The sequence below is a fragment of the Cyclobacterium xiamenense genome (genome assembly GCF_042140265.1).
In the GTDB taxonomy this organism is placed as follows: domain Bacteria; phylum Bacteroidota; class Bacteroidia; order Cytophagales; family Cyclobacteriaceae; genus Cyclobacterium; species Cyclobacterium xiamenense_A.
The window spans coordinates 887137-901772 of the sequence record NZ_CP159481.1; the positions used below are offsets into that span (position 1 = coordinate 887137).

The following is a 14636-nucleotide window of genomic DNA, read 5'->3' on the forward strand; positions in this document are numbered from 1 at the left end:
GAAAAAGCCCCTGTTTTTTACTTGTTTATCTATTGCTTATATCTGTGCTTCTAATTTTTCTGAGAGAACGGATTTAGGTACAGCTCCAACTATTTTATCCACTACCTGTCCGCCTTTGAATATCAGCAACGTAGGGATACTTCGTATTCCAAATTGGCTGGAAATGTTCGGATTTGTGTCTACATCTACTTTGCCAATGGTGGCTTTCCCGTCATAGTCTCCCGCCAACTCTTCCACAATAGGACCAATCATTTTACAAGGTCCACACCATTCTGCCCAAAAATCTACTAAAACCGGCTGATTTGAATTGACGATTTCATTAAAGTTGGTATCTGTAATTTCAATTGCTTTTGCCATTTTCCTATAGTTATTTTTTGAAATATATATGTTAATCCGATTCCCCGGCGATTAGTTCCCGCTGCTGTTCAAATTTTAGCGCAAGGTGTTCTAGATGATTTTATAGGCCACCTCCGGCAACTGTTCCAGGGCCTGGATTAGTTCATTCGAAGGATCTATGCGGTATTTTGAGGACATGAGATCCAAGGTTATATTTTCTTTGTTGTCGATGATATTGATATAGAGTTTGGCCTCGCCCTGGTATTTTTGGGTGATTGATTCCAGTTTTTCCATCAGGTCCAGACTTAGGTCGTCCAGGTCTATGTGTACGCGTACTCCCTTGATCATTCTTCCCCGGATTTCGTTTAGTAGTACGATTTGGTTGATCTTGAATTCAAATTCGCCCGGTTTGTATTTATTGGGATGGACTGAGCCGGAAATATACAGGAACCATCCGGTCATGAAATACTGCTTGAACTTGACGTAATCTTCACCGAACAGAAAGAAGGTGTGTCCGCCCTGGTAATCTTCCAGGCTTAGCGTGCCAAAGGGCTTGCCATTCTTTGTGGTTCGGTGTGCAAATGAGGTAACGGCCCCGGCTAATTTGATCTCTCCCCGGGTTTTTAGCTGTGCAAGATCGGCTAACTCCGGCAGACCGGCGTTCGTAAAGGCTTCGATTTCTACTTTAAACTGGTCGAGCGGATGTCCCGAAATGTACAGCCCCACTACCTCTTTTTCAATGTTGAGTTGCTGTAGTTGACTGAATGGCTCCAGGCTCGGAACGGAAGGAAGTGGTATGTCGGTACCGTTGCTTCCTCCAAACAAGGATACCTGAGAACTTTCCTCTTCCTGAATGACTTTTTGTGCGTATTTTACGGCCTTTTCCAATAGGCTGGATTCACCCTCCGGCGCTTCCAGGTATTGCCTTCGGTGAAATTCTGAAAAACAATCAAAGCCTCCAGCCATAGCCAATACCTCCATGGTTTTTTTATTGACTGCCCGTAGGTTTACCCGTTTTGTAAAATCAAAGATATTTTTGTAGGTGCCGGCGGCTTCTCGTTCTTCGATGATGGCATTTACTGCCGCGTTGCCCGCCCCTTTGATCGCGGCCATTCCAAAGCGCACCTGTCCCTCCATGTTTACGGTAAAGTCGCTTTTGGATTCGTTGACATCCGGGCCCAACACCTGGATGCCCATTCGCTTGCACTCCTCCATGAAAAACGTCACTTGGGTGATGTCATTCATGTTATTACTCAGTACCGAAGCCATGTATTCGGCGGGGTAATGGGCTTTCAGGTACGCGGTTTGGTAGGCGATCCAGGCGTAGCAGGTAGAGTGGGATTTGTTAAACGCATAGGAGGCAAAGGCTTCCCAGTCTTTCCATATTTTCTCCAGCTTTTTGGAGTCGTGTCCTTTGGCTGCTGCCTGATCAATGAATTTGGGCTTCATTTTATCCAGCACATCCTTTTGTTTCTTACCCATTGCTTTCCGAAGTACGTCGGCTTCACCTTTGGTAAATCCGGCAAGTTTTTGGGAAAGAAGCATGACCTGCTCCTGATAGACGGTAATGCCATAGGTTTCCTCCAGGTACTCCTCCATGTCCTCCAGATCGTAGGCGATGGGTTCCACCCCGTGTTTTCGCTTGATAAAACTGGGGATATACTCCAAGGGTCCGGGCCGGTAGAGGGCATTCATGGCGATCAGATCTGCAAAAACGGTAGGTTTGAGTTCGCGCATGTACTTTTGCATGCCAGCGGATTCGTATTGAAAGATGCCCACGGTTTCTCCACGTTGAAATAGTTCGTAGGTTTTTTCGTCATCGATTGGAAAGTTTTCGGGATCCAGCAAGATACCGTGCCGTTCCTGGATGATACGTACCGCATCTTTGATAAGAGTAAGGGTTTTTAACCCCAAAAAATCCATTTTCAAAAGACCGGCACTTTCTACGACGGAATTGTCAAATTGCGTACAAACCATGTCGGAATCCTTTGCCAGTGCCACGGGCACAAAATTGGTGATGTCATCCGGGGTGATGATCACGCCACAGGCATGAATTCCGGTGTTACGCACGGATCCTTCCAGCACCATTGCCTGATTTACTGTTTTGGCATTGTCGTCGTTTCCCTTTGAAATCCGAATCAGTTCCAACGCTTTGTCCAGGTTTTCGTTGTCGTTTTTCAACTTTGCGGAAAGCCTCGGACGATCGTTGGCCAGTTCAAAAAGACTTTTAAGTTTGATATCCGGTACCAGCTTGGCGAGCCGGTCGGCCTCCGAGAGGGGAAGGTCGAGTACCCGGGCTGTATCCCGTATTGCGGATTTGGCAGCCATGGTTCCGTAAGTGATGATTTGAGCCACCTGGTTGGCACCGTATTTTTCGATTACATACTCGATGACACGCTGGCGCCCTTCGTCGTCAAAGTCAATGTCGATATCCGGAAGCGAGACCCGATCCGGATTCAGGAATCTCTCAAATAGAAGATCATAAGCAATGGGGTCTACATTGGTGATTCCCACGCAATAGGCTACCGCCGATCCAGCCGCCGATCCCCTACCGGGACCAACGGATACGCCCATATCTCTGGCAGCTCGCGTAAAATCCTGTACAATAAGAAAATATCCGGGGTATCCCGTACGCTCGATGGTCTCCAGTTCAAAATCCAGACGCTCCCTTATTTCTTCGGTAAGCGTAGGATAGCGTTTTTTAGCTCCTTCGTAGGTCAGGTGCCTCAAGAATGCGTTTTCGCCACGGTTTCCTCCGTCCACTTCATCCTGCGGATCAATGAACTCTTCCGGAATATCGAACTTCGGAAGCAAGACTTCACGGGCCAGTTTGAAGGGGTCGATTTTTTCGACGATCTCGTTGGTACAAGCGATGGCTTCGGGAAGGTCTGCAAAGAGTTTTTTCATTTCTTCCGGGCTCTTGAGGTAAAATTCCTCGTTGGGAAATCCATACCGGAATTCCCTCCCCCTTTTTCCAATGTATTTTTTTGGTTTTGCGACCAACTCTCCGTCCTTCACGCAGAGCAGGATATCATGGGCCTTTGCATCGGTTTTCGTATTGTAATAGGAATTATTCGCTGCGAAATACTTGACCTGGTATTTTGCGGCCCATTGAAGCAAGACTTCGTTTACTTTTTCTTCCTCGGGAATGCCATGCCGGTTGAGTTCGATGTAAAAATCTTCTCCAAACTGTTCCAGCCACCAGACAAATGCTTCCTCCGCCTGTGTTTCTCCTACATTTAGAATAAGGTACGGAATTTCTCCCCAGAGGCCCCCGGTACTGGCAATGATGTCGCCTTTGTACTGCACGAGCAACTCCCGATCTATACGGGGTACATAATAAAAACCCTCAATGTTTGCGTAAGAGGCCAATTTCGCCAGGTTATGGTAGCCATTTTTATTTTTTGCCAGCAACACGGTCTGAAAGCCATCGTCCTTGTTGGACTTGTTTTTCCGGTCTCTGCACAGGTTAAATTCACAGCCAATGATGGGCTTGATCCCCTGATTAAATGCTTCCCGGACAAAATGAAAGGCACCCATCATGTTTCCGTGATCGGTCATCGCCAGCGCGGGCATGCCCAATTCCCGAGCCCGTCTTACGGCGACTGGAATCTCCGAAGTTGCCTGCAAAATGGAAAACTGAGTATGCACATGCAAATGACTGAATGGAACTGCCTCCAGGTCCGAAATGTCTGCCCCGTCTGCTGCTTTTAATACGTCTTTGGCAGCGGTTTTACTGCTGTCTTTCGCCGCTGCAAAATTCGCTTCTTCCAGATCGGGCGCTTCGTACTGTACTTCGGGTAGGGCTACTCCATCCGCCGGTGGCAGTACTCCTTCTTTTATCAAGCCAAAAAAACATTTTGCCGTGGCATCCACGTCATAGGCAGCATCGTGAGCATCGCCAAAACCGGTTCCAAATAATTTGGTATGTAGTTCTAGCAATGTGGGCCATTTGTACTTGCCGCCCTTGCCCCCGGGCAAGGCACAAAAATCCGTACCAATATCTTTGGTGTCCAGGTTTTCTTTCTTCAATGCGGCAGCCTGCCGGCTGTTGCGCAGCAGTTCGGCCCCGACCACGTTGATGTCAAACCCAATGTTGTGACCAACCAGGTATTGGCAGCGGTTCAGGTCGGTTTCAAATTCTTGCAAGACCTGATTGAGTTCATGCCCTTCCTTTAGTGCTCGTTCCGTAGAAATACCGTGAATTTTCTCGGCGTTATACGGAATGGTAAACCCCTCGGGTCTGACGATGAAATTGTGCTGGGAAAGCAAGTGGCCCCGTTCGTCGTGAAGTTGCCAGGCCAACTGTACCAAACGCGGCCAGTTGTCCAGGTCGGACATGGGGGCATTGTAGTTTCTGGGTAATCCGGTGGTTTCGGTATCAAATACTAAGTACATCGCCAAATGGTTAATTTATCAAGAACACAAGAAATGCCGAAACGCTGGTTGCCTTTCTGACAGACAAGGGTTGCCCGGGCAGAAATCACTGGCTTCCGGATAGTAAAAGCTTCCGGTTGATTCTTTGCCCATGGGGTGTTTTCCTTATTGCAGCGGAACGGACGGTAGACCCCGGTTAAAAAGGGCCCGTTTTTTTTGTACAGAGCGTACCGACGCCGACCATTCTGCTTCCGTTTCTCATTTAAAAATACAGGGAATCTCGGGGATCTGCCAAGAATTGTAGGAAAATAAATAAGAAAGCCGCTGTAGCCTGAAGTAAGTAATTTAGGTACAGCGACTTCCTAAGAAATGGGTCCTTGCCAGCTTGCATTTGGCGGGGACCGGAGGAATACGGTCTGGGGATCGGCCTTATTTTTTCAGAACAAATTGATCGACTAGATCGCCGTCGAGATTGATGGTCTCTGCACGCAGCTCCTTCCCATCAATGGTTATGGATTGATAGAGGTGCTCGGCTGGAAATTGAACGGCAGCGTAGGGTTCCCGCTCGATATCCTTGTTTTTGCCGGTGGTACCAATAGAGATCCAGTAAATGGTGCCGTCCCTGGGATCGGCCTGCACCTGTCCGCCCCGAATGGGTTGTGAGCGCATGTAGTAATGAAAATGTCCGCCCAGCACCAGGTCCACCTGGTAACGATCAAAAATTGGTCCCCAAAGATCCTGAATGTCGGTATAGGGTTCTACCCCATTGTAGGGAGGAAAATGGAAAACAGCGATTTTCCATGTGGCTTCGGATTCGCTCAGTTTGTTCTCCAGCCATTCCGTTTGCTCGGAAAGGGGCAGGGTGACGTCCATCATTAAAAAGAGGGCGTTTTGATAATTAAACGCATACGATCTTCCTTCCATTCCGGCAGGACTATCGGCAGGTAGGCTCAGCATCTTTTCGTACATCCACGCGCCCAACCCATCCTGGCTGTCGTGATTGCCCGGTACTGCCAAAAGCGGCTTTCGAGAAATGGGCTCGCCTGCATAGGCAAAAAGTTTGTCCCAGTCATCGCGGTAGAGTCCGGTGTTCACCAGATCTCCTGCGATGAAATAAAACTCGGTAGTAGGGTGTTGGCGTTCGGATTTTTGAATGAGTTCCCCCCAAATCGCTGAATTGTGAACATCACCAAACCAAATAAAAGAAAAAGGACGGGCCTGCGAGGGGCCCGTAGAAAAGGACTGTGCTTCCGACCAGTTACCGGAGGCAGTTCCTACCCGGTAACCGTAGGAGGTGTCGGGATCCAAACCTCTGAGTTTGGCTGTGAAGCGGTGCATGTAGCGGTCGTTTTGGAGCAGGCGATCTTCCATCAGGTAGGGGTCGACGTTCAGTCGCAAGGTGTCCGTGCTTCCTTTTTTCCAGTAATGAACCATCCCATCGGTAATTTTTTCTGAGGTTCTCCATTGAATATCGATGGAGTTGCTTGGATCCCCGCTCCAGGTAAGGAGTAGGTGGTCGGGGGTATCTCCACTCGGAAAATCCGTGCGACGAAAGGCATTGACCAGGTGAGCTTCCCGGGCTCTGCCCCGAATGGTCGTCAATAACTGTTGTCCTTGAAGTGACTCCGGTACCTCAGTAAGTACCAGTCCGTCCCAATCGTGGTAGGTGAAAGCCCCTTCCTGAAGGAACTCAATGTGTTGTTGTTGCGGAAATACGGGCGAAACCGTCAAATCATCCTCTGGGTCTTGTGCGGCAACTGCCAAAAAATATACGGGGCGATGCTTGCCGAAGCCGTTGATCCCCAGCTGAACTTCGCCGGCCTCGAAATCCTTCTGCCATACCTCGTAGGTGTAAATCTCGTTTTTAACCACCATTGTTGTCGGTTGAAAACCGGATGATTCGAGCCAAAATGGAATTTTTTCCTGGGCTTTGTCCCGCATGAGCGATACCGTGACGGGCACGTTCACCTGAAATTTCCAGTACTGCGTGGCCAGGGATTCCTTTTCTTCCGGGCTGAGCGATTGTTCGATAAAATCATGGGAAAGGGTATCGAGGGTCTTGCTGTCCCATTCTGCATACATTCGGGTAACGATGCGGTCCATGGTTTCGGACACAGGAAGCAGTTCTTTGTCAGTATCTTGTTGGGGACCACAGGAAAGGGTAAGTAGCCAAATACAGCCGACAAGTAGGTGCAATTTTTTCATACGTGCATTCAATTTTCTAAAGGTATCTCCGATTCAAAGGATCGTTGTCAGTACGAAGGTATACAGGTTTCGCCGAAATCGGACTATTTACCAAATTGTTAAATCGGTTCACAATTTTTTCATAACAAAAAAGAAATGAAGGAGATAGTCTCTTTTTCGAACCGGATGGTATATACGATGGAGGGCAAACACATGAAAAAGAAAAAATCAGAGGCGCTGCTTCAACGGCTTATAGAAAATAAGATTTCACGCGATGAATTTGAAGAGTTGCTTCGTGGAATAGAAGACGCGGAGACCGCTGGTTTTTTGGAAGAGGCCATGAGAGCCCATTTCGATAGGATAATGACTGCCTATGAGGAGGAGAATCGAAAAAAGAACACCGAAAAAAAGAAAGCAGTATCGCAAACGAATCAACAAAAATAAAATCAAGCATGGAGGTCCCTATGAGAGACAAGGTTTGGAAGAATGATTCCAATGGAATTACAAGAAAGCTAAATGAATACTACACATCAATTTACTGAATTATGAAAAAACGCCGTACTAAAAAAATGCTGAGGTGGATGGTGCCACTTCTATCAGTTGGTTTGGTTTCTACCAGCTCCTTGCTGGCTGAGGTAGACAAGCTGTTGGTAGCCAATCCCATGCATGCCTCAGCGATGGAAGAATCCATCGCTGTTACGATTAGAGGAACCGTTACTTCCGCGGGTGACGACTCTGGACTGCCCGGAGTGACGGTATTGGAAAAAGGAACGAATAATGGAACGGTCACCGACATCGACGGTGTGTACACCATTGACGTAGCGGGCCCAAACTCCGTATTGGTATTTTCCTACGTAGGTTTTGAAAGCCAGGAAGTCACGGTGGGTAACCGTACTACCTTGAATGTGAGCCTGGAGGAAACCATGTCCGCCATGTCCGAAGTAGTAGTAACCGCCCTGGGGATTGAGCGGGACCAGCGTTCTCTGGGCTACGATGTTTCCAGTGTGCAAGCAGAAGATTTGACGCAGGTGACCCAGGAAAACGTATTGAGTTCCCTGGCTGGTCGCATGCCCGGTGTAACGATCAACCAGACGAGTGGGCCAGGTTCTTCCATGAGTATGGTGATTCGGGGAGCTACCTCCCTGACCACGGATAACCAGCCGCTTTTCGTAGTGGATGGTGTTCCCATGTCCAATTCCCTGAATAATATCTCCCAAAATGGAGACGGTAACCAGGTAGATTATGGTAACGCCATTTCGGACATCAATCCGGATGATATCGCAAACATCAGTGTACTGAAGGGCCCAAGTGCTGCGGCGCTCTACGGTACACGTGCAGGAAATGGGGTGGTATTGATTACCACCAAATCCGGAAGCAAGCGCAAAGACATGGGCGTTTCCTTTTCCACAAGCAACGTGTTTGAACGGCCTACCCGATTGCTGGATTTCCATTACCGCTATGCCAATGGCAATAGGGAGGGCGTGTTTAACGAAGGATCTGCCTATTGGGGGGGTCCGCAATTGGATGTAGGCAATACCGCCATCCAGTGGAATAGCCCCGTGGATGAAAATGGAAACAGAATTCCAACGGAACTACGCTCGTACCCCAATGCCATGAGGGATTTTCTGCAGATCGGGGTAACGTCTACCAACAACCTGGCGGTCAGTGGTGGAAACGACGATGCTACCTATCGGGTATCTTACTCAAACATGCTACACAGAGGGATGATTCCGAATTCGGATCTTTTCCGGAACAACTTATCTACCTCCGTTTCCTACAAGTTGGCAGATAAACTGACCTTTAGTACGAATTTCAACTACAGCAACAGCCAGTCCAACGACCGCCCAAGTACAGGGGACCGACGGGCAAATCCGTTGGAAGCAGTGTATGCTTCCTCCTATGTCAATTATGACGAGATGCGAAGTATTTGGGTTGAAGGTCAGGAGGAGATTCAACAGCTGCGAACAACGGCGGGGGACAACCCTTATTTCATCGCCTATGGAATCCAGAATGCATTCCGTAGAGACCGGATTTTTGGTAATACCTCGCTTGATTACAAGTTCAATGATAATTTTAATATCACAGCCAGGTATTCCCTGGACCGATCCGCTGAAAACCGGGAGACAAAAATCCCGTTTAGCTTCAGCCGAATGGCCAGAGGCGGGTACTACACATCGGACCTGTTGACGCAGGAGTCCAATGCGGACATTCTGGCCAGCTACAAAAAGGATTTTGGTGAACTGGATTTCAATGCATCGGCTGGTGGTAACATCATGACGCGTTTTGGTTCCAGTAATAACGTAGGCGTGGGCGGAAACCGAAATAATGGGCTGGTAGTTCCGGGTATTTACAACGTTCAAAATATCCCGGCTGATAACCGATCGGTATCCAGCAGTTTTTCCAAGCGCGCCATCTACAGTGTTTATGGCCTCGCATCCTTCGGCTACGCCGACCAGTTGTACCTGGATCTGACAGCACGGAATGACTGGTCATCCACCTTACCAGCAGCAAACCGGTCCTATTTCTATCCTTCCGCGTCACTTAGCTGGTTGGCTAATTATACCTTTAGCTTACCGGAAAACATCGACATGCTTAAAGGTAGAATCGGATGGGCGCAGGTAGGGAACGATACCGATCCTTACCGTTTGGTCCAAAACCTAAGCACCGGCCTGTACAACAATATCAATACAGCGGCCATGCCATCGGGTTTATTGAATCCGGATCTCAAGCCAGAAGAAGCAACCTCTTTGGAATTTGGTATTGATTTGAACATGTACCAAAACCGATTGCGGTTTACGGGTACCTATTACACCATTGATAACCGAAACCAGATTTTTGCGGTAAACCTCCCCCGTTCTTCCGGGTTTAGCAGTCGTTTGATCAACGCCGGTTTGATTCAAAGCAGGGGTTGGGAATTCACACTTGGTGGCACTCCCGTCAGCAGAAACGGCTGGAACTGGGATATCAACCTTAACTGGAGCCGAAACCGAACCAAAGTGGTAGAACTGAGCGATAACCTGGATCGAATCGTCCTTTGGAGCGAAAACGATGCCGGAGCGATTACTTTCCTTGGACAAGACATCGGAGATATGTACAGTACGGGCTTTGCCCAGGTGGAGGATCCCAATTCTCCCTACTACAGGTGGCCCATTTTGACCAGTACGGGATCCTGGCAAGCCTTCCGACGGGTCGACGAGGAGCTTCGACACGTCGGGAATTTTAACCCGGATTTTATACTCGGAGCCCAGTCCAGTTTGAGCTACAAGCGATTCGTTCTGAACTTTAGTTTGGACTGGAGGCATGGAGGTAATTTTATGTCTCATACCTATCGATACGGGGAGTCTGACTGGAAGTCACAACGACAGTTGGATAACCTGATTCCGGGAGGTTTGTATTCGGATGCCGAATTGGTTGAATTGCTCAAGTCGGATCCGGAAAAGTACATCATTCCACGTCCGGGGAATTTTCCAAGGGTCGGTGGACACACAGCTGAGACGGGCGGTTTGCCACTGGACGAAAACGGGCACGATGGAGCATTCGTACCGGGTGTGATTCAAACCGCGGGAGCGGACACCCCGAATGACTTTAGCGACGACGTATACGAGGAGCACCTGGGTGGCCCCGAAACGAACGTATATCCCATCACCAATACCTACGCCTGGCGATTTAACGAACAGGTCACCTTCGATGCCTCGTTTGTCAAGTTACGGGAGCTTTCCATAGGCTACAGAATACCGAACTTTGGTGCCTTCCGAAACGCCACCTTTGCCATTTACACGAGAAACATCATGTTGTGGACCAAGGCTGATATTGGCGTCGATCCCGAAAGGGCGTTCTGGGCCAGTGGTGGTACCCAAGGCAATACGGCACAGCAGTTTCGACAGGGAATCGAACGACAGAACGTGCTGCCCTGGAGTGCGCCTGTAGGGTTCAAACTAAATTTCAATTTGTAAATCGCTAATACCATACAAATCATGAAACATTTATTTGATTTTCGAAAAATAGCCCTGTTCGTGTTTGGGTTGGTCTTGTTTACCGGTTGCGACGAAAAGCTGGACGAGATGAATATCAACCCCTTCGGAATAGAGCCATCTGAAGCAAACCCCAATTTGCTCATGCCTACCGTCTTGTCCTCCGCGGCTCAGAGTTACGTAAACATGGGCTACAATGATCTGGCCGGTGCGGTACAGCACACCCAGAAAAATGGCTGGTATTCCGGACATAATTTCTACGACTGGGGCAGCCGAAGCTGGGCAGGATGGTACGATATTTTGCGTACCAACGAATTGATGATTAGAAGAGGCGAAGACCTGGAAAATAATTTCTTTCAGGGCATGGGCCTTACGATGAAGTCCTTTGTTTTTGGCAATATCACCGATCTTTGGGGAGATGCGCCTTACACCGATGCTCTCAAAGGAGATCAGGGAGGCGAACAATTTCAGTATCCGAAGTTTGACAGCCAGGAAGTGATTTACGACGGCATCATTTCCGATCTCCAGCAAGCGGTACAGTTGCTGGGGTCGGCTTCTCCCAATGGCTTGAATGCGGGAAACGACCTGTATTACAACGGAAACATCGATAACTGGCGGCGATTTGCAAATTCCCTGCTGCTAAGGTATTACATGCGCCTTTCCGAAAAGAAGCCGGATGTGGCACGGGCCGGAGTAGAGGCGGTCTATAGCAGTGGGATTTACATCCAGGATCCTTCCCAGGATGCAACGTTGGACTATACCGGCGGTGCGAGCGATGAGTGGCTATCCCGACACGTTCGGCTCAATCCGGATGGTTTCCAACGGTACCAGGCCTGCCAAACCTTTATTGACCAATTGACCGGCACCATGGATCCCCGATTGACGGTATGGTTTGATTCCGTTCGGGTGCAATGGGTACCCGACGAGACGCTGACCACCGCCGTGGAAGATTTCATCCGGGCAGATGGAGAACCCTTGGGAGTTGTGACGTATCCTTACGATGATTTTGTAGAGTTGTATTCGGACGTTAAATTCACCAGGAGGTTCAATCCAAACATGGCCGATTACAACACGGACCTGTACGTAGGATTACCGCCGGCAATCACCGTACCGGAATCCTACAATGGTAATCCATCTCCCGGTCAGGGTACGCAAAACCAGCACGTCTCCCAGTTGGCACCAATTTACAGTACCGCGGGTGCTCCCGGAGATATCCTAAAGGCCCGAATCATCTCGGCTGCCGAGGTAAGCTTTATTTTCGCGGAAGCCGCATTGAAAGGATGGAACGTGGGAGACGCAGAAATGCACTACAACAAGGGTATCGAGCAATCGCTGGAAACCTGGGGAAGAGGCGATACCTATGCCGACTTTATCAGTCAGCCAGAAATCGCTTTCAACAATTCCCTGGAACAAATCCTGACCCAAAAATGGGTTGCCAGTTGGACCGCTGCAGCGGAATCGTTCGCAGACTACCGAAGGACCGGATTTCCGGCGCTGGAAGCAGGACCGCTTTCTCCTCAGCCTGAGGTAGCCTTGCGTTTCCAATACGGTAGCGATGAATACAACAATAATTCCGATAATATTATTCGCGCGCTAGACGGTTTGGAAATAACTCCGTTTTCCGGCAACTTTGGTGCGGATAGCCAGTGGTCGAAGCCCTGGTTGTACCAGGGGACCAATGTACCTTTCTAGGTCTTTGTAGAATAGTAGTGTTTTTTGCCACGTGCTTCCCTTGATTGAAAAAGGGAAGCACGTTTTTTTTGGCGATTCCGCACCCCTGGGGTGACTTTGAACCGCGAAACATGCAATACATCTATTGCGTGGTGAAACCACTTCAAAATCAACCAAATCGTTGCTATTTTCGACTTCACCAAAGCGATGGCATGACTCAGTCTCCAAATAGCGGATTTTCTTGTGGTTACGCCCCTTACTATGAACTTTATTGCCTAGCGCGGGCTGAAACTGGTAGCCATAGCTAGTCAGGGATGCGGTGGCAGGTGCGGGATTTTGAGAACAATACTTGTGGCTGGGCAGCGAAAGGCTTCGAAAGAATCAAATCAGGAAGAGAAACCCCTGGGAGTTGAGGAGACAGTTTCTTTGCTGACGGGATACCGGTTTGGCCGGGTTGGATAAAAAGAAATCCGAAAACAGAGCAGAAGAGGAAAAAGGCTGATGGGCGGGGCGCAACAGGGAAGGATTAAAGGTGGATCGAACGGCCCTGGCTTGGGCAAGCCTGTCCTGCCCGGTACCCGGAAGGGGAAAGACCGCCTTTCCCCCTCCGACGTTCCCGGTAAAGATTTTTATGCGCCGAAGCGCTTGTTCATGCCGGGCATTTCTCCATGTATGCTGATAGCAATCAGGCTAAGCAGAGCCAGGAACAACAAAATAGCCACTACTTTGTACCCCCATTTTGCGGGTTTTGGCATGTTGGTGGCGATTTCCGGTTTAAACTTTTGAAGCAAAAATAGAATTACCAGAAAGTTGAGGATGTATAAAAATTGTTCGATCCGGTAAAAGCTTAAAAAAGAACCCGTGATCAGTAGCGTAAATACAATATAGACGGAAAAATAGGTGACAAAGATCCCCAGTACTTGTTTTTCATTAAAATCCTGTGCAGGTTTCCCCTTCTTTTCCGAAAAAAGGCCGATCCAATAGATCGCCGGCACCAGGAAGGCAACCAGGGCAACCCATCGGACCATCCGGACCCAAATTTCCGGATCCTGGACGAGCTTGCTCAGTGTGGGTTCCAAATCCCGCTCAACAAAGGATTGTTGCCAGACAAAGAAGGGAATCAACAGGAGGAACCCTACCATGGGGATGGTTAGATTTCGATAGGTAAAAATGGGAGTCGCTTCTTCCTTTGGCCAGGCACTCGTAAAGGTGCCGTAGGCCACACCCAATCCGCCAAAAAATCCGAGGGAATACTCCATGACGTTCCACATATTGAAGGGCACCTCGGCGACATTTCCCAGTACTTGAAGGAAATTCCCAAAGCCAAAGCCAAATCCTGCCCCTAAGCCGCCATACAGGGCGACTCGTATCACGCTGTATTGTTTGGTACGCGCCAGGTAATACATCAGGGCGATGGCCATGCCTGCACATACCCCCCAGGCTTCCGACCGCGGCGGTGTCATCGCAATGCCCAATTGCTCAATTATGAAATAGTAAAAAATAATTCCACCCACGGTCATTTCCACGATCACCTGATGCCATTTGACCTTTTTTTTGGGCGTGTCCGCCAGCACCAAACCGAAAAGACCTCCTCCGATCAGGCCATAAAGGCCTCCAATGATAAAAAGCATCGTCAGGCCATAATAGACATTGACGAAATCGACCCCTCGGCCATAGCCCACAACGGCTCCATAGCTCATCATGCCTCCCAATCCCCAACCCACAGCTCCCGCAAAAGCCGCTTTCATGGCTTTATTGTACCAGGATTTGTTTTTGGCAAGTAAAACGATGCAAAGGCTTCCGATACCTCCTGCCCATGCGGCTCCCTGTTCGTGACCAAATTGTCCCCGTATGGCCCATGCGGTGCCCAAGGCCATGCCGGCCAGCAGTAGGGAAATGACCGTGTTTTTGTTCATTTGTTTCATCTATTTCTATTTATTTCCCAAGATCAGCTGCCAGCCGACAGGCAGGCAGCTGACCTTGGTTATAATTGTTTCTCCCTGTGATGGGTGCTTCAAGCTTGCTGCACGGGTTTACAGTTTTATTAGTGTCAAATGCATGGAGGCTGGCAGACTGAAATCCGGTCTGTTCTCTACG

The 14636-nt window shown here is 48.9% G+C and carries 7 protein-coding genes; 3 read left to right on the forward strand and 4 right to left on the reverse strand.

The annotated features are described in order from the left end of the window. Positions 1–36: 36 nt before the first annotated feature. The 3 genes from trxA to ABWH99_RS03800 form a co-directional block, all read right to left on the reverse strand. On the reverse strand, positions 37–357 hold the full coding sequence (gene trxA / locus ABWH99_RS03790; protein ID WP_375584978.1) for a thioredoxin: 321 nt from the start codon (positions 355–357) through the stop codon (positions 37–39). A 90-nt stretch (positions 358–447) separates the two neighbouring features. Next, positions 448–4734, reverse strand: a complete 4287-nt coding sequence (gene dnaE, locus ABWH99_RS03795) for a DNA polymerase III subunit alpha (protein ID WP_375584979.1) — start codon at positions 4732–4734, stop codon at positions 448–450. Positions 4735–5142: 408 nt separating this feature from the next. After that, a complete protein-coding gene (locus tag ABWH99_RS03800) occupies positions 5143–6918 on the reverse strand; it encodes a metallophosphoesterase (RefSeq protein WP_375584980.1) in 1776 nt (591 codons plus the stop codon). 192 nt (positions 6919–7110) lie between these two features. Here ABWH99_RS03800 and ABWH99_RS03805 point away from each other — a divergent pair, with 192 nt between their 5' ends. From ABWH99_RS03805 to ABWH99_RS03815, 3 genes are all read left to right on the forward strand, one after another. Beyond that, entirely contained in the window at positions 7111–7341 is a 231-nt protein-coding gene (locus ABWH99_RS03805) for a hypothetical protein (RefSeq protein WP_375584981.1), read from the forward strand. Positions 7342–7478: 137 nt separating this feature from the next. Then, entirely contained in the window at positions 7479–10850 is a 3372-nt protein-coding gene (locus tag ABWH99_RS03810; protein ID WP_375584982.1) for a SusC/RagA family TonB-linked outer membrane protein, read from the forward strand. Between the two features lie 21 nt (positions 10851–10871). Beyond that, entirely contained in the window at positions 10872–12560 is a 1689-nt protein-coding gene (locus ABWH99_RS03815; RefSeq protein ID WP_375584983.1) for a SusD/RagB family nutrient-binding outer membrane lipoprotein, read from the forward strand. Between the two features lie 608 nt (positions 12561–13168). On the opposite strand, the gene ABWH99_RS03820 is transcribed toward ABWH99_RS03815, so the two are convergent. Continuing rightward, positions 13169–14455 carry a hypothetical protein gene (locus ABWH99_RS03820; protein ID WP_375584984.1) on the reverse strand — a complete coding sequence of 429 codons (1287 nt, stop codon included), beginning with the start codon at positions 14453–14455 and terminating at the stop codon, positions 13169–13171. Positions 14456–14636: the final 181 nt, after the last annotated feature.

Coding starts and splice junctions, on each gene's coding strand:
- ABWH99_RS03810 (WP_375584982.1), top strand. CDS start 7,479: ATGGTGCCACTTCTATCAGTTGGTTTGGTTTCTACCAGCTCCTTGCTG.
- trxA (WP_375584978.1), bottom strand. CDS start 357: ATGGCAAAAGCAATTGAAATTACAGATACCAACTTTAATGAAATCGTC.
- ABWH99_RS03820 (WP_375584984.1), bottom strand. CDS start 14,455: ATGAACAAAAACACGGTCATTTCCCTACTGCTGGCCGGCATGGCCTTG.
- ABWH99_RS03800 (WP_375584980.1), bottom strand. CDS start 6,918: ATGAAAAAATTGCACCTACTTGTCGGCTGTATTTGGCTACTTACCCTT.
- ABWH99_RS03815 (WP_375584983.1), top strand. CDS start 10,872: ATGAAACATTTATTTGATTTTCGAAAAATAGCCCTGTTCGTGTTTGGG.
- ABWH99_RS03805 (WP_375584981.1), top strand. CDS start 7,111: ATGAAAAAGAAAAAATCAGAGGCGCTGCTTCAACGGCTTATAGAAAAT.
- dnaE (WP_375584979.1), bottom strand. CDS start 4,734: ATGTACTTAGTATTTGATACCGAAACCACCGGATTACCCAGAAACTAC.